General features: G+C 63.4%; 14 protein-coding genes. 3 read left to right on the plus strand and 11 right to left on the minus strand.

Annotated features, from left to right (window positions below; genetic code table 11):
- Nucleotides 1-118: 118 nt before the first annotated feature.
- The 4 genes from FDY95_RS09745 to FDY95_RS09760 form a co-directional block, all read right to left on the minus strand.
- On the minus strand, nucleotides 119-2224 hold the full coding sequence (locus FDY95_RS09745; RefSeq protein WP_138077190.1) for a lytic transglycosylase domain-containing protein: 2106 nt from the start codon (nucleotides 2222-2224) through the stop codon (nucleotides 119-121).
- A gap of 15 nt (nucleotides 2225-2239) precedes the next feature.
- Nucleotides 2240-3688 (minus strand): Asp-tRNA(Asn)/Glu-tRNA(Gln) amidotransferase subunit GatA, encoded by a 1449-nt coding sequence (gene gatA, locus FDY95_RS09750; RefSeq protein WP_138077192.1) that lies wholly within the window; start codon nucleotides 3686-3688, stop codon nucleotides 2240-2242.
- 106 nt (nucleotides 3689-3794) lie between these two features.
- On the minus strand, nucleotides 3795-4193 hold the full coding sequence (locus FDY95_RS27070; protein WP_138077194.1) for a Sec-independent protein translocase subunit TatA/TatB: 399 nt from the start codon (nucleotides 4191-4193) through the stop codon (nucleotides 3795-3797).
- Between the two features lie 12 nt (nucleotides 4194-4205).
- The gene (locus FDY95_RS09760; RefSeq protein WP_171025616.1) at nucleotides 4206-4424 is read right to left on the minus strand and encodes a Sec-independent protein translocase subunit TatA/TatB; all 219 of its coding nucleotides are present in this window, start codon (nucleotides 4422-4424) and stop codon (nucleotides 4206-4208) included.
- Between the two features lie 304 nt (nucleotides 4425-4728).
- Here FDY95_RS09760 and FDY95_RS09765 point away from each other — a divergent pair, with 304 nt between their 5' ends.
- Nucleotides 4729-5646: a GAF domain-containing DNA-binding protein gene (locus FDY95_RS09765; RefSeq protein ID WP_171025617.1), complete on the plus strand. Its 918-nt coding sequence runs from the start codon at nucleotides 4729-4731 to the stop codon at nucleotides 5644-5646.
- A gap of 277 nt (nucleotides 5647-5923) precedes the next feature.
- On the opposite strand, the gene FDY95_RS09770 is transcribed toward FDY95_RS09765, so the two are convergent.
- From FDY95_RS09770 to FDY95_RS09800, 7 genes are all read right to left on the minus strand, one after another.
- Nucleotides 5924-7381, minus strand: coding sequence for a murein hydrolase activator EnvC family protein (locus FDY95_RS09770; protein WP_138077198.1), 1458 nt, complete (start codon nucleotides 7379-7381; stop codon nucleotides 5924-5926).
- Nucleotides 7359-8132 carry a DUF4292 domain-containing protein gene (locus FDY95_RS09775; protein ID WP_171025618.1) on the minus strand — a complete coding sequence of 258 codons (774 nt, stop codon included), beginning with the start codon at nucleotides 8130-8132 and terminating at the stop codon, nucleotides 7359-7361. Before FDY95_RS09775 ends, FDY95_RS09770 begins: the two co-directional genes overlap by 23 nt.
- Nucleotides 8125-9942 (minus strand): tetratricopeptide repeat protein, encoded by a 1818-nt coding sequence (locus FDY95_RS09780; RefSeq protein ID WP_246073977.1) that lies wholly within the window; start codon nucleotides 9940-9942, stop codon nucleotides 8125-8127. Before FDY95_RS09780 ends, FDY95_RS09775 begins: the two co-directional genes overlap by 8 nt.
- 96 nt (nucleotides 9943-10038) lie before the next feature.
- Nucleotides 10039-11049, minus strand: a complete 1011-nt coding sequence (locus FDY95_RS09785) for a sugar phosphate nucleotidyltransferase (protein WP_138077204.1) — start codon at nucleotides 11047-11049, stop codon at nucleotides 10039-10041.
- 217 nt (nucleotides 11050-11266) lie between these two features.
- The gene (dut, locus tag FDY95_RS09790; protein ID WP_138077206.1) at nucleotides 11267-11701 is read right to left on the minus strand and encodes a dUTP diphosphatase; all 435 of its coding nucleotides are present in this window, start codon (nucleotides 11699-11701) and stop codon (nucleotides 11267-11269) included.
- A 25-nt stretch (nucleotides 11702-11726) separates the two neighbouring features.
- On the minus strand, nucleotides 11727-13244 hold the full coding sequence (locus FDY95_RS09795) for a lipopolysaccharide biosynthesis protein (protein ID WP_138077208.1): 1518 nt from the start codon (nucleotides 13242-13244) through the stop codon (nucleotides 11727-11729).
- Nucleotides 13245-13418: 174 nt separating this feature from the next.
- Complete coding sequence (locus tag FDY95_RS09800; protein WP_138077210.1) at nucleotides 13419-14207, minus strand: enoyl-CoA hydratase/isomerase family protein; 789 nt, start codon at nucleotides 14205-14207, stop codon at nucleotides 13419-13421.
- 268 nt (nucleotides 14208-14475) lie between these two features.
- On the opposite strand from FDY95_RS09800, the gene mscL reads away from it, so the two are divergent.
- Nucleotides 14476-14901 (plus strand): large conductance mechanosensitive channel protein MscL, encoded by a 426-nt coding sequence (gene mscL, locus FDY95_RS09805; protein ID WP_138077212.1) that lies wholly within the window; start codon nucleotides 14476-14478, stop codon nucleotides 14899-14901.
- A gap of 306 nt (nucleotides 14902-15207) precedes the next feature.
- Complete coding sequence (locus tag FDY95_RS09810; protein ID WP_138077214.1) at nucleotides 15208-15663, plus strand: hypothetical protein; 456 nt, start codon at nucleotides 15208-15210, stop codon at nucleotides 15661-15663.
- Nucleotides 15664-15749 lie beyond the last annotated feature (86 nt).

Below are 15749 nucleotides of genomic sequence, written 5' to 3' on the forward strand. Positions count from 1 at the left end.
GTAGCCGGCCCAGCGGCTGACCCTCGGGGACGTGTACGCCGATAGGCCAAGCCAAAACCAAAGTGGCCTCGCCGGGACAGATAAGACCGTCTGCGCGCGCGTACGGCCCACGCGGCTACTAGCTGGCCACGATGAGCTTCTGGCCGGGCTTCACCTCGTCTGATTGCAGGTGATTGAGCTTGCGCAGCTGCTCCACCGTCAGGCCCTGGTAGCGGCGCGAAATGTTGTAGAGCGTGTCACCGGGCTGCACCACGTGTACGCGCTGCTGCAGGGGTAGGGCAAGCACTTTGCCGGGCTTGGAGCTTGGCTTCGGCGTTGCAGCCACAACTGCCGGTTTCTCCGATTCGTCATTGCCCGTAGCTTCCGCATCGGCTGGCGGCGTGAGGCGTAGCTTCTGCCCCGGCGTCACCACCTGCGACTTCAGGTTGTTCCAGGCCACCAGCTGTTCCACCGACAGGCCACGCTCCCGCGCCAGCTTGGTCAGGTAGTCGCCCTTGCGAATGACGTACTCCGTGGCCGCGTCCTGCTGCGTTTGCACGGCGGATACGGCAGCCGTTGGTTCCGGCGCAGCCACCGATTCAGCGTCGGCGCTGCTTTCCCTCGTCGGCGCTGCAGCCACCGGTCGTGTGGTGCGGGTCGGTTTGCGCGGTTCGGCGGCCGGACGCTCAACCGGAGCGGCGACTGGCGCCGCTGCTACTGCCGTTTCTTCCGGTTCCGGCGTTTCCGGTTTGGCGGTGGGCTTAACCGCGAGCTTGCTCACTTTCACGCCCATTTCGGTGGGTGTGCGCGGCGCGGCGGCCACGGCTGGAGCGGCAGTCGGGCGGACGGCCACATTCTGAGTCGAAGCCGAATTAACGCTGCCATTCTTGGCCGGCAAAAACACGACGATTTGCTGCTTGGGCTTCAGCGCCCGGCCCTTGGGCAGGTTGTTCCAGCGCCGCAGCTGCGTCTGCGACACGCCGTACCACTCTGCCAGCTCGGCCAGGGTCTGCCCGCGCTTCACGTTGTGCAGCTTCCGCTGCGTGCGCGGAGGTTCATCCGTCGGAGCATCCGCTGTTGCGGCAGCGGGCTTGCGGCGGCTGCTGGCGGCTAGCTGCCGGGCCGAGGGGAAAGGCTCGACGCCTTCCAGCCGGGGTGGCAGCGGCTCCATCGGCGTGGGCAGGGCGGCCTGCGGGCGGCAGTAGCCGAAGAGCACCGAGCGGTCCACCGACTGCAGCAGGGCGCGGCGGTCGGCCGGAAACTGCAGGGTGTAAGCGCGGTAGCCGTCGGGCAGGTAAGGGCGGCGCAGCTCGGGGTTGAAGCGCAGAATGGCCGTCGAGTCCAGCCCCACGGCCTGGCTCAGGCGCATCATGTCGAAGGCCTGCCCGTTGAGCTGCAGCGTGTCCATGGGCTGGGCGTACTGGTACTTCAGCTCGGCCGAGTGCAGGTTGTGCTGCTCGGCGTACTTCATGGCGTACATGATGGCCGTGAAGCTGGGCACATAGTTGCGCGTCTCCTTGGGCATGTAGGGGTACATTTCCCAGAAATTGCGCTTGCCCGATTTGCGCATCACCCGCTGAATGTTGCCCGCGCCCCAGTTGTAGGCCGCCAGCACCAGCTCCCAGTCGTGAAACACGCCGTAGAGGTAGCGCAGGTGCTTGCAGGCGGCTTCGGTAGCCTTTTCGGGGTCCATCCGCTCGTCCACCCACTCGTCGCGACGCAGGCGCAGGTCGTTGGCCGTGGGGCCCATAAACTGCCACAGGCCGGTAGCGCCCACCCGCGACTTGGCCGTCGGAATCAGCGCCGACTCCACCACCGCCAGGTACTTCAGGTCGGGCGGCAGGTTGTACTTGGTCAGGTACTTCTCAAACAGCGGGAAGTACAGGTTTTCGCGCTCCAGCACCCGCTGCATGTAGTTGCGGTTGCGCAGCGTGAAAAAGTTGATGTGCGCCAGCACCGTCGAGTTGAAAGCGTGCGGCACGTCGGAGTCGAAGCAGGCCACCCGGTCGCAGATCAGGTCGCGGGCTTCGGGCGGGGCCTGCAGCCAGGCCAGCCGCACCGAATCGAGCTGCACCGGCTCGGCCACCAGCGAGTCGGGCTGCAACTCCAGCCGCACCCGCGTGGTGTCGTCGCTCATGCCGGCCTCCGGCATCGTTACGGGTGGAAGCTGCGTTTGGGCCGCCACGGGGCGGACGAAAGCGGCGGCCAGCAGAAACAAGGCGGAGGCTCGGAGCGACTTTTTCATGCGTTCAACTTCACGTTAGGGAGCTACTACGGAGGCCCCCACGGTTTCGGTCAGGTGTTTGGCAAAGGCCAGCATGTCGGCTTCGCGGAACGCGCCGCTGAGCACCTGCAAGCCAATGGGCAAGCCCTGGCCGTCGTGGCCGACGGGCACCGAAATGGCCGGTACGCCCGCCAACGAGGCCTGAACGGTAAAGATATCAGCAAGATACATAGCTAGCGGATCTTTCATGTTCTCCCCGATGCGGAAAGCCGTGGTCGGCGCCGTGGGCAGGATCAGGAAGTCATACTGGCGCAGCAGCTCGTCGGTCTGCTCCTTGATGAGGCGCCGCACGCGCTGGGCCTTGGTGTAGTAGGCGTCGTAGTAGTCGGCCGACAGCACGAAGGTGCCCAGGATAATCCGCCGCTGCACCTCCTGGCCGAAGCCCTGGCTGCGCGACTTTTTGTAGAGCGACTCCAGGTCCGTCGCGTCGGGGGCGCGGTAGCCGTACTTCACCCCGTCGTAGCGGCCCAGGTTGGAGCTGGCCTCCGCCGTAGTCAGGATGTAGTAGCTGGGCACGATGTAGTCGAGGTAGGGGAAGTCCACCGCGTCGACCACGTGGCCCTGCCCGCGCAGCAGCTCAATGGTCGATTCCAGGGCCTGCTTGATGTCGGGCGCGAGGCCGGGGTGCTCCACCGTGTCGCGGATGTAGCCCACGCGGTAGTGCGCCTTGGGCTCCAGCAGTTGCGAGTAGGCGGGCACCGGCTCCTGGCTCACCGTCGAGTCGAACTCGTCGGGACCGGCCATTACCTCCAGCAGCAGCGCCGCGTCCTCCACCGAGCGGGTAATCGGCCCCACTTGGTCGAACGACGAAGCGTAGGCAATCAGCCCGTAGCGCGACACCCGCGAGTACGTGGGCTTCAGCCCGACAACGCCGCAGAAGGCCGCCGGCTGGCGCACCGAGCCACCCGTATCGGAGCCGATGGAAGCCAGGCACATATCGGCCTGCACGGCCACCGCCGAGCCGCCCGAAGAGCCGCCCGGCACGCGGTCCGGGTCGATTTCGTTGCGGGCCGGGCCGAAGTAGGACGTTTCGTTGGAAGCGCCCATGGCAAACTCGTCGCAGTTCTGCCGCCCGATCAGGATGGCGTCCTCGTCGAGCAGGCGCTGCACGGCTGTGCCGGTAAACAGCGACTTGAAACCGTCAAGAATGTGCGAGCTGGACTGTAGCGCGTGGTCTTTGTAGGCCAGCACGTCCTTCAGCCCGATGACCATGCCGGCCAGCTTACCGGCCGTGCCTGCCGCCAGCTTCGCATCGACGGCCTCGGCTTGCTGGCGGGCTTCGTCGGCCCACACTTCCAGGAAAGCGTTGAGTTGGCCGTTCTTTTTCTCGATGTTATCCAGGTAATACTCAACGAGCTGACGGCAGGTAAGGGTACCGGCGGTCAGCTCGTGGCGAACTTCCGTGAGGGAGTTGAAGCGTTTCATGCGTAGGGGCCAAACGGTCCGCGGCGGGCGGCAGGATTGGGGTGAAAAGGCTAGGCCGCCGCGGGGTGCGCGGCGGCCGTCAAAAGCAGGCTGCGAAAGTTCGAAATTAAATCGACTTCGCCGAAGTATTCGATTCGTGGGGCAGGCCGGCGGGCGTCACCGTGGGTTGCTCGGGTGCCGCCGTCGGGGCTTGGTAATCGGCCGTGGGCTGATCGAGGCCAGTGGGCTGGTAGGCTGCCGGGGCCGGAGGTACCGGCTGGTAAGACTGTTGCGGGGCGGCGGGCTGCTGGTAGCCGTTGTTGGGCTGAAAGCCCGTCTGACCGGCGTTTTCAATCTCGCTGCGAATCTCGCGGGAGGCGTCCTTGAACTCGCGGATGCCCTTGCCGAGGCCCCGGGCCAGCTCCGGAATCTTGTTGGCGCCGAAGAACACCAGGATGAAGAGCACGATAACGGCCAACTCGCCGCCACCAATGCCTTCCAGGAAAAGCAGAAAAGGCGTGTGCATGACGAACGAAGCTTAGCGGGTGGGCGGCTGCGGGTCGCGGTAGTTCGGGTTCTGGTCGCGGTATTCGGGCTTGTCTTCTTTCGACGCGTCCTTGAACTCGCGCATGCCCTGGCCCAGGCCCTTGAACAGCTCCGGAATGCGCTTGGCGCCGAACAGCAGAATGACGATGAAGACGATCAGCAGAATTTCGGTCGTGCCAAAATTACCGATCAGGAAAAGCGAGTTGAGCATGGGAGTCCGCAGTGGGTGTTAATCTACAGCAGGAGATACGGGCCCGCCCGCCGTAGGGATGGTAAAGGTACCCGATAATTTCCAAACAGAACCGGGCGGTAGAGGTTCCCCCGCAGGCCAATTCATTATTCGGCGACGATTCAGCCACGTTGGACGGGTTCTGCGTAGTGTTGACCGGCCCGAACTTATTCGATAAGTTTTAGGCTCCGTACTTTGGAGCACGACTCGGTATACCGGTACCAGTCGGATTATCTACCTCCATCGATTTTTGCGACCAAGCTCTGCGGCAATGACTCTACGTGCGATGTACCCCCCGCCCCAACCCGCGGCGGCAACCCCGGCCAAAGTCGAGGAAGAGCGGCTGGAACACCTGCGGGCGTATCAGATTCTGGATACGCCCACGGAGGAAGCCTTCGACGGCCTGGCCCGCTTGGGGGCCTTTATCTGCAACACCCCGATTTCCATGGTCAACCTGATCGATGCCGAGCGGGTGTTTACCAAGGCGCAGGTGGGTGTGCCGGGCGTGCAGAACCTGCCCCGCGAAGACGTGTTCTGCCACCACGCGCTGTTCAACCGGGATATTCTGGAAGTGGAAGACGCGACGCTGGACCCGCTGTTCAGCCACACGCCGCTGGTGGCCAATGCCCCCAACATCCGATACTACGTGGGCGCGCCGCTGATGTCGCCCGAGGGCTACCCGCTGGGCACCATGTGCGCCCTCGATACCAAGCCGCACCGCCTCAACGACGCCCAGCGCGACGCCCTGCGCACCCTGGCCCGCGAAGTGGTGTCGCACCTGGAGCTGCGCCGGGCGCGCATGCAGTTGGAGCAGGAGAAGGCCAAGCTGGAGGGGCTGCTGCGCATGGCCAACAGCGCCGCCAACTCGCTGTACTCGGCCGGGCGCAGCGAGATTTTCGTCAAGCAGGACCACAAGCTGATCCGCCTCGATACGGCCGAAATTTCCTACCTCGAAGCCCTCGGCGACTACGTCAACATTCACACGGCCAGCGAACGGTACACGGTGTACACCACCATGAAGGACATGCTCACCCGCCTGCCCGCCCGCGACTTCGTGCGCGTGCACCGCAAGTACATCGTGCGCATCAGCAGCATCGTGGCCATCGACGGCGACTCGCTTATCGTGGACGGCGGCCGGGCCTCGTCGGTGCCCATCGGCAATTCCTACAAGGCCGACCTGATGAGCCGGCTGAATCTGGTGTAGTTCGGCCCACCGCCGGGCTGCGCTCAGATAGCAATTGGCGGCTTTGGTCGACAAAATCTCGGATTTGGACGAAAACCGAACGACCAAAAACCGATTGACTTCGTATCTTTCGCTTGTTATCGGGGGATTAATCCGTTGGCGCTTGGGCTTAGGCCCTGCCAAGGAGGGATTAACTGATAGCTAAGTTTGTTTTCATAGCTCAGAAAGGCACCGTACGCTGTACGGTGTTTTTTTATTTCCGGCCGGTCCGAAATTGGCAGTTCCCGTGTAGCAACAGCTATTTGCGGCCCAGCCACTGCTCCGGGTTGAGGTTGGTGCTGTTGCGCCACACCTGAAACTGCAGCTCCGTGGTGCCCTCCGGGTTGGTATACACCGTGCCGATGGGCTGGCGCATCTTCACCGTCTGCCCCTCGCTCACGCTCACGGTGCGCAGCTTGGCGTACACGGTGAAATACTCGCCGTGCTGCACCATCACCACGTTGTTCATGCCGGCAATGTTGGCCACGGTCAGCACCTTGCCGTCGAAGATGGCGCGAGCGGGCTCCCCGGCCGTGGTCTGAATGTCGACGCCGCGGTTGTCCACCGTCACGTGCTTGAGCACGGGGTGGGGGTGGCGGCCGAAGCGCTGGCTGACGAAGCCCCGCGCCACCGGCCACAGCAGCCGGCCGCGGTTTTCGGCGAACGACGACGACAGCTCCGCTGTTTCGGGCGTCAGCACCACCCGGTCGACGTGGGTGCTGGCTTCTTCGGCCGCTACGGCTACTTCGGCCGCTTCGGCTGTTTCGGTGGCTTCGCGCTTGGCGGTGGCCTGTTCGGCGGCCGTGGCGTTGTTGCGCTCGGCGCGCTCGGCCCGTTCGGCGGCGGCTTTGGCGGCGGCTTTGGCGGCGGCGGCTTTGGCAGCGGCCTTGGCCGCGGCCACCCGGGCGGCACGGGCAATTTCCTCGCGCACGCGCTGGGCAATCAGGTTATCGAGCTGGCGCACGGCCTGCTGACGCTCGGCCAGCTCCTTCTGCAGCTGCTGCTCCTGCTGGCTGAGCTGTTGCACCACCTGGTCCTGCTGGGTGCGCATGGTCACCAGGTTGCGGCTCTCGCTGACCTGGGTGGTCAGCAGGCTGCTTTTCTCCTGCTTCTGCTCGGTGAGCGTGGTGAGCTGCTGGTGCAGCTGCTCCTGGGTGCGCAAAATGCTGCTGACCTGCTGGCGGCGCACTTCGGAGTACTGCCGTACGTAGCGCAGGCGCAGCATAAACTCGTTGAACGACTCGGCCGCGAAGAGGAACATCACCCGGTTGTAGGCGTTGGTCGACTTCGAGGCGGCGTAAATCAGGCGGGCGTACTCGGCCTTCAGGCGCGCCAGCTCGGCCTGGGTGAGCTGCACGTCGGTAGCGGTTTTCTTGACGCCGGTTTCGATGTAGCGCAGCTGCGAGGAGGTCGACTTGATGACCTGCTGCTGCACCGTAATCTTCTCCTTCAGGGCGTTGAGCTGGCCCAGGGAGCTTTGTTTTTTCTGCTGGGTCTGCTCCAGGATTTTGCTGGCTTCCTTGATGCGACGCAGGTTGTTGCGCCGCTCCCGCTCCAGTTGGGCCTTGGTTTTGGGCGTTTCTTTGGCCGGTTTGCCGGTGCTGCGACGCCGCTGCTGGGCGGGCGCAGACGTCAGGGCCAGCAACAGGGCGGCCGCCAGCAGCCAGGTCGGCCAGGAAGGGGGCGTGGTGAATCTACTTGCGTTTGTTACGCCCATACTCGGCCGGCACGGAGAAGGGGAACGAGAGTTGTTCCTTGTCCAAATCTACGTTGCGGTAGTTGATAGTCACGGTGGCGGGCTGCCGGCCCGGCTGCTGCGCCTGCACCAGGATGCCGTGGGCAAACTGCTGCTCGCCCGGCTGAATGGGTTGAAAATCGGCGTAAGTCACCGTCAGCGTGCTCTGCGACGCGGGGTCCGATACGTTCAGCTTCTGCAAACGGGCGCGGCTCAGCTCAATCAGCTGCTCCACCAGAATGCCCGTCTGCCGGTACTGCACGCGCTGCATGGGGCCATCGGCCGTCACCGTCAGGGCCGTGTCGGCCATAGCGGGCACGTAGTCGCCGATGAGCATGGCCTGCAGCTGTGCGAAGGATACCGGCACGTTGAACTGCCGCCGCAGGTAGTCGAAGTTGCCGGCGTAGTAGGTTTTCTCCAGCATGTTGACCACCTGCACCGAATCGGGCGTGATGCGGGCGCGCACCCCCAGCCCCAGCACCGAAGCCTGCAGCCAGATGATGCTGTCCTTGCGCATGCGCACGTTCAGGTTGACCGAGTACTTCTCGCCGTTGGCGTCAATCTGGGCCTTTCCTTTGGCCGAGAGGTAGCGGAAATCGAGGTTGCGGGCGCGCACTTCCGGCGCCGGCGGGCGCGTCGGCTTGGTGGTTTTGGTGGGAACGGCGCGGCGGTGACAGGCGCCCAGGCTCAGGCTGCCGATAAGCACCAGCAGCAGCGGCCAGCGTCTATTCATACAGTTTTCGGTCTTTGATTTTGCGGTCGATAAGCGCGGAGGTGCCGCCGGCCTTTTTGGCCTGCTGCCAGTGCTCCACGGCCGCCGCCGCATCGCCCAATTGGTACAATACGTCGCCGTAGTGCTCCAGCACGGTGCCATCCCGGGAAGTACGTACGGCTTTTTCGAGGTACTGGCGGGCGTTCGAGTAATCTTTTAGTTGGTAGAGCACCCAGCCGTAGGTATCGAGGTAGGTGCCGTTGTCCGGAAACAGCTTGACGAGCTTGGCGGCCATGTCCTTGGCCTTGGGCAAATTCTTGCCACGTAACGACAGGTAATAGCTGTAATTGTTCAGCGCCTGCGCATTATTCGCGTCGAAGGTCAGCGCCGCCTCGTAGGCCGCGTCCGACTTATCGTACTCCTTCAGCTCGTTGTAAGCGTCGCCCAGCTGGGTGTCAAATTGCGCGGCCAGCTCCGGGTTGTCGGTGGCCAGCTTTTTGCCCTGCTCGAAGGCGCGCACGGCCTTGGTCGGCTGCTTGGCGAAGGTGTGGCCCACGCCGTTGTAGAACCAGAACACGGCCTGATTCGGAAACAGCTCCAGCGCCTGGTTGGTATGCTTCAGCAGCGAGTCCGATTGGGCCAGCTCCGCGTCGATGAGCACCACCTGCTGCCAGATCTTGTAGTGCGAGTTGTCGAGGCGCAGAGCCTGCAGGTAGCTCGTGCGGGCCTTGGGCTTCTGCTCGGCCAGCAGCTGCACGTCGCCGGCCACCGAAAAGGCCTTGGCTTCGCGCGGGTGTACCTTGGTGGTAATATCCGCCAACTCCAGCGCGGTTTGCTGAATGGCCGGGTTGGGCAGCTGCTTGAGGTAGTCCACGAGGATGCGCACCTTCTGGTCGATGCTCAGCTCGGGGCTCTCAAAGGCCTGCTTGATTTGCTTTTCCGACTCCGTGGCATTACCCTGCTGCCGGTAGGCATCGGCCAGGATCATGTGGGCCTGCGGGTTTTCGGGCTCCTTGCGCAGGGCCTGCTGGGCCACGCGGATGGCGTCGGGCAAGCGGTTGTTGGCCGCGTACATTTCGGCCTGGGCCAGCACGTAGCGCACCTCGTCGGGGTTGGCCGTAATCAGCGCCTCGCCCTCCTGCAGAGCCTTGTCGAGGTTGTTCTGCTTCAGGTAAATCTGCTGCTTCTTGAACGACACCTCGTCCATGGGCCCAAACTCCTTCTCGGCCTGCTCAAAGGCGGTCAGCGCGTCGGTGAGCTTGCCCTGGGCCAGGTATAACTCGGCCAGGTTGAAGAGGTAGGATTTGGAGTCCGGAACGTCCTGAATCAGCTTGGTATACACCTGGGCGGCCTCGGTAAACTGCTTCTGCGAAGCGTGAATCTGGGCCAGAATCAGGTAGTAGTAGGCGTTTTTGCCGTCGAGTCGCACGGCGGCCTGGGCGAAGTTGCCCGCGTCCTTGAGGTTGCCGATGAGCAGGTTGGCTTCGGCAATCTTGTAGTTGATGGCCGCGTTGTTCGCGTCAAGCTGGTAAGCCTTGAGCAGGCGCTCCAGGGCCTTGGGGTAATCCTCCAGCAGCATGAACTTCACCCCGTCGACGAAGTAGGCGGCGCTCAGCTCCCGGTCTTTTTCGGTTATCTGGCTTTGCTGCTGGGCCTTGGCGGCTTCCAGGGCGGCCTGGCGCTGCATTTCCTTTCGCTCCTTGCGCGTCAGCTTGCGCGGCTTGTCAGCCGCGGCGGGTTTGCCGGGCGTGGCGGGCTGTTGCTGAGCCCACACGGGCCCGGCCACCAGCAGGCCCAACGCGAGCAAGAGGGTAGAAGCGGAACGAATCATACGGACAAGACGCGGCAGCAAGGAAAAGGGTGGCATCAGGGTGCCGCCGCATCGTGAGAAAAGATACGGCATAACCCTGAAACCACCCCTTGCGCCTTACAGTTTCAGGGCGTTGTAATCACCCACGCTCAGGTCGGAGGGCGTGCCGGTGAAGCTGGCGTGGCTGCCGATCATGGAGTTCGTGACGTTGGCGTTGGTCACCGTGGCCGACTTCTGGATGATGGAGTTGGCCACCACCGAGTGCTTCACCACCGAGCCGTCGCCCACCGACACGTGCGGGCCGACGATGCTGTTTTCGAGCACCACGTTTTCGCCGATGTACACCGGCGGCACGATGATGCTGTTGGTCAGCTTGGCCGATTTGGCCACGGTGTCCTCGCCGGCTTCCTGCAGGTATTCCAGGTAGCGCTGGTTGGTGTACACGGTGGCGTCCTTGTTGCCGCAGTCCAGCCACTCGGTCACGCGGCCGGGAATGAACTTGGCGCCCTGGTTCTTCATGTTTTCCAGGGCGTTGGTGAGCTGGTACTCGCCCTTGTCCTTGATGTCGTTGTCGAGCAGGTACTGCAGCTCGCGCTTCAGGTAGTCGCCGTCGCGGAAGTAGTAGATGCCGATGATGGCCAGGTCCGACACGAATTCCTGGGGCTTTTCGATCAGCTCCGTAATCTGGCCCTGCTCGTTGAGCTTCACCACGCCGAAGGGACGTGGGTCGTCCACGCGCTGCACCCAGATGGTGCCGTCGGCGGAGGTGTCGAGGGTGAAATCGGCTTTGAATAAGGTGTCGGCGAAGGCCACTACCACCGGGCCGGTCAGCGCGCTTTGGGCGCAGAGGATGGCGTGGGCGGTGCCCAGCGGCTCGTCCTGGTAATGAATGGTGCCCTTGGCCCCGACGGATTCGGCAATCTTGATCAAGTTCTGCTCGACTTCCGAGCCGAACCGGCCGACGATAAAGGCGACTTCCGATACCGGCTCGCCGACGACCTTGGCAATGTCTTCGACCAGGCGCTGCACGATGGGCTTGCCGGCAATCGGAATCAGCGGCTTGGGAACGGTGAGCGTGTGCGGGCGCATGCGCTTGCCCATGCCGGCCATCGGGACGATGATTTTCATAGAAGGGTGAATTGGGAAAGGTTTTCTGGGGCGTTTACGTAAGCTCGGCCATCAGTGCCGCGCAAAGTTGAGGCGCAGAGTTAACCGATTTTACTGATTTCGCAGATTTTTTTGCACGAGAGCCAGAAGGCCGGAAAGACGCGGTCGGCTTCTGCCCGGGCAGAGTTACGACTAAACCCGGTGACCAACTTCCTGCACTCACCTGCTCCAGCTGACCTTACCGCGTGCCAGTGCTGCCGTAGCCGCCGGCGCCACGAGTGGTTTCGCTCAGTTCGGCTACTTCCTGCCACTGAATCGTTTCATGCCGGGCAAAGACGAGCTGGGCAATCCGCTCCCCGTCCTGCACCACGAAGGGCTCGTTGCTGAGATTTACCAGCAGCACTTTCACCTCGCCGCGGTAGTCGGCGTCGATGGTGCCGGGGCTGTTGACCAGGCCGATGCCGTGCTTGTAGGCCAGGCCGCTGCGGGGGCGCACCTGGGCTTCGTAGCCGGCCGGAATCTCCAAGAACAGGCCCGTTGGAATCAGGGCGCGCTCCAGCGGGCCGAGGGTGACGGGCTCCGCGAGGTTGGCGCGCACATCGAGGCCGGCGGCGTGCTCGGTCTGGTAGGCGGGCAGCGGGTGGTGGGAGCGGTTGATGACGGCGACTTGCATGGTCGAGGAAACGAGGGGAAACAGCTTAGGCCGCTTTGGGCTGCCGGCGGAAGGCCCGCTCGGGGCGCTCCACCAGCCACACCGCCGCCACGAAAGCCAGGGTGATAAGGATGTGTACCGCGTGGGCCGTCCAGCCGCCCAGCGGGGGCAGGGCCCAGCTGCCGGCCACCACGGCCGCGGCGGCGGCTATCCACAGCAGCAAGCGGCCCACGGGGTAGGGCACGGGGAAATGGTGGTTGCCCAGGGCCCAGCAGATGGCGGCCATGGTGGCGTAGCAGGCCAGGGTGGCAATGGCCGAGCCCATGTAGCCCAGCAGCGGAATCAGCAGGAAGTTCAGCGCCACCGTCAGCACCGCCCCGCCGAAGCTGATGTAGGTGCCGAAGTAGGTTTTGTCGGTGAGCTTAAACCACACCGAGAGGTTGTAGTAGACGCCCAGAAACAGGTTGGCCAGCAGCAGCACCGGCACCACCGGCAGCCCTTCCAGGTACTCGGGCTTGCGCAGAAACAGCGGCGCAATCAGGTCCACGTTCACGCTCACGGCCACGAAGAGCAGGGCGCAGCAGATGGTGAACCACTTCAGTACCAGGGCGAAGGTGCGGGGCGAGTTTTTGTCCTCGCTCTGGGCGAAGAAAAACGGCTCGGCGGCGTAGCGGAAGGCCTGAATGACCAAGCTCATCAAAATGCTAAGCTTGTAGCAGGCCCCGTAGATGCCCACCGCCGCCAGACTGTCGCGGCCGGGGTAGAAGCCCTCGGGCAGCCAGCGCGGCAGCAGAATGCGGTCCAGCGTCTCGTTGACCATGCCGGCCAGGCCCATCAGCATAATCGGGTAGGCGTAGCGCCACAGCGGGCCGAGGTAGCTGGCATCGAGACGGGGGCGGAAATCCAGCAGCTCCCGGCCCAGCAGCAGCAGGGTAAAAGCGCTGGCGGCCAGGTTGGAGAGGAATACGTAGCCCACGCCGATGCTCGGGTCGTACACGCGCTCAACCAGCGGCTGCAGGCCCGGGAGGTACTTGCCGGCCAGCACATCGGGGCAGAAGACGATGAAAAACAGGTTCAGCCCGACGGTCAGCAGGATGTTGGCCATGCGGATGGCGGCAAACTTGACGGCCTTGTTTTCCAGCCGCAGCCGCGCAAACGGAATGGCCGCAATGGCGTCGAGCCCCAGAATCAGCGCAATCCAGACGGCGTACCGCTCGTGGCCGGGCGGGATGCTGAGCAGGCTCATGAGCGTGGGCGCCAGCAGGGCCAGCAAGGCCGTCAGCCCCACGCTGCTGATAATGAGCAGGGTGAGCACGCGGTTGTAGAGCTCCTGCCGGTCGGTGCCGGGCCGGTTGGCGAAGCGCAGGTAGGCCGTTTCCATGCCGTAGGTGAACAGCACGTTCAGAAACGACACGTAGGCGTACAGCCCGGTGATGATGCCGAAGGCGGCGGCCTCGAAGCGCCCGGTGTACAGCGGCGTCAGCAGGAAGTTGAGCACCCGCCCCACGATGCTGCTCACGCCGTACACGACGGTCTGGGAAGCCAGACGTTTGGCAATGCTCATTCGATCAAGTCAGGTGGAAAAGGAGCGTAAGGTAGGCCGTCATGTCGAGCGAAGTCGAGGCATCTTGCGTGCTGATGTCCGATAGCAATTCAATCGTTCAACGAGAGAATTACTTGCAGCAGTCAGCACGCGAGATGTCTCGACTTCGCTCGACATGACGTTCTAAATCGAAAATTACTTGCCCGTAAACGTGGCCGGGCGCTTCTCCAGGAAGGCCTGCGTGCCCTCGCGGAAGTCGTCGGAGGCGAAGCAGCGGGCGAAGGCGTTGGCTTCCGTCTGGTAGCCGTGGCGCTCCTTGTCGAAATAGGCGTTGACGCTGTCGATAACCAGGCCCACGGCCAGCGGCGCTTTGGTGAGGATGCGGCCCAGCAGCTGCTGGCAGAAGCCGAGCAGCTCGGCCTGCGGCACCACGTGATTCACCAGGCCCAGGCGCAGGGCTTCGTCGGCTTTGATGATGTCGGCGGTCATCATCAGCTCCAGAGCCTTTCCCTTGCCGATGAGCCGGGTCAGGCGCTGGGTGCCGCCGTAGCCCGGAATCAGGCCCAGGTTCACCTCGGGCTGGCCGAAGCGGGCGTTGTCGGAGGCCACGCGGAAGTGACAGGCCATGGCCAGCTCGCAGCCACCGCCCAGGGCAAAGCCGTTGACGGCCGCAATGACCGGCTTGGTGCTTTCTTCGATCATGCAGAACACCTCCTGCCCGCGCTCGGCGGCGCGGCGGGCCTGCAGCTCATCGAGGGCGGCCAGCTCGGCAATGTCGGCGCCGGCCACGAAGGCTTTGTCGCCCGCGCCGGTCAGGATGATGCCGCGCACCTGCGGGTTGTCCAGCGCCGTCTGCACGGCCCGGCCGATTTCGTCGATGGTGGCCGCGTTCAGGGCGTTGAGCTTGCTGGGGCGGTTCAGGGTGATGACCAGGATGCCGTTGTCGGCTAGGTCGAGGGCCAGATTTTCCAGTACGGGAAGCATGGGCAGGGTTAGCTCGGAGGTTGCGGAGTGGGCAAAGATAGCCACAATGCGCTGCCGAGGTTTGGGGCCTTTCGGCGAGGCAGCGGGCCTTTCCGCCGGGTATGGGGCCGGGTTGGGCGAAGTCCGGCGCTCCTGAATATAGCGTCCGGCATATTTGCACCCGTCAAGGCCAGGTGGGCCGCTGGAAGTCAGGAAGCTTGTTTCTGATATAAGACTTCCTATATTCCACCCGAAACCTCCTTTTTTCACCTCAATCACACCAGTCACCATGGGCTTTGTTTCCGAATTCAAGGAGTTCATCTCCAAAGGCAATGTGCTCGACCTGGCCGTCGGCGTTATCATCGGCGCCTCGTTCGGCAAAATCGTCGCTTCGCTGACCGACGACATCATCATGCCGATTCTGAGCTTGTTCACCCGCGGCATCGACTTCAAGGAGAAGTTCTTCGCCCTGGATGGAAACCATTACGAGACGCTCAAGGCGGCGCAGGACGCGAAAGCAGCCACGCTGAACTACGGCAACTTCATCAACGCCATCATTTACTTCCTGGTCATTGCCTTCGTGATTTTCTGGGTGGTGAAGCTGGCCAACCGCTTCAAAAAGCCCGCGCCGGTGGCCGTCGTCTCCGAGCCCGCTCCCTCCAAAGAGCAGGTGCTGCTGATGGAAATCCGCGACGCGCTGCGCAACCGCGCCTAATCCCTGAATCCGCGTTTTTCGACGCTCTTACCCGCAACAACGGCCGCGGCCGGTTCGGCTTGCCTACCAAGGCAGCGCCGGGCCGGCCGCACTGCTTGAATGGATATTACGGTTGGGGTAACACTTTAATGTGATGCCAAGAAGTTATTGTAGGTCTGCGCATTGTAGGAATAAATTATTTTCAGTAACCTTGGGACGAGCCGCGCAGTAAACGGCGGCAGCTTGAACTAACTTTTCCCTCCACCCGTTGCGTCGGCGTAGCTACCACCCAACCTGGCTGCCGACGTTCACCTTATTTCCATGCGCATGAAGAACTACGTTGCCGCTGCGGCCCTGCTGGTCGGCGGGCTGCTGACGACTGCCGCGGCTCAGGCTCAAACCCAGCCGGGCCCCGCAACGCCCTTCACCGGTGGCCAAAAGCCGCGCCGCGAAGCCACGACCAAGAAGCGCAAGCAGCCCTCGGCCGAAGAACTGGCCCGCATGCAGCAGCGCATGAGCATGAACCCCGACGAGGTGAAGCGCGACCAGCAGATGGAAGTGCTCGACGCCCGCGCCGGCCTGAGCACCAGCCTCGGCAGCAGCAGCGGCACGGCCCGGCAGTACGACCGGTCGTCGGGCGGCTTCACGGTGCGCAAGTTCCGCGGCGATGCGCGCAACACGGCCATGCAGAAGCGCGGCGAATCGCGCCCCGCGCCCGGCATCGATCCGCCCGGCAAGCCCCTGAAGCACAAGAAGCCCAAGCGGCATTTCCTGGGCCTGTAAGGCTCCGCCAGATAGACAAAGAAAAAGCCCCGACGCAAAGCTTCGGGGCTTTTTGCTTCTTCAGATGTCGGGTCAGAGCCACCGTT

Origin of the sequence: Hymenobacter jeollabukensis, assembly GCF_005771675.1 — a bacterium.
GTDB classification, from domain to species: domain Bacteria; phylum Bacteroidota; class Bacteroidia; order Cytophagales; family Hymenobacteraceae; genus Solirubrum; species Solirubrum jeollabukense.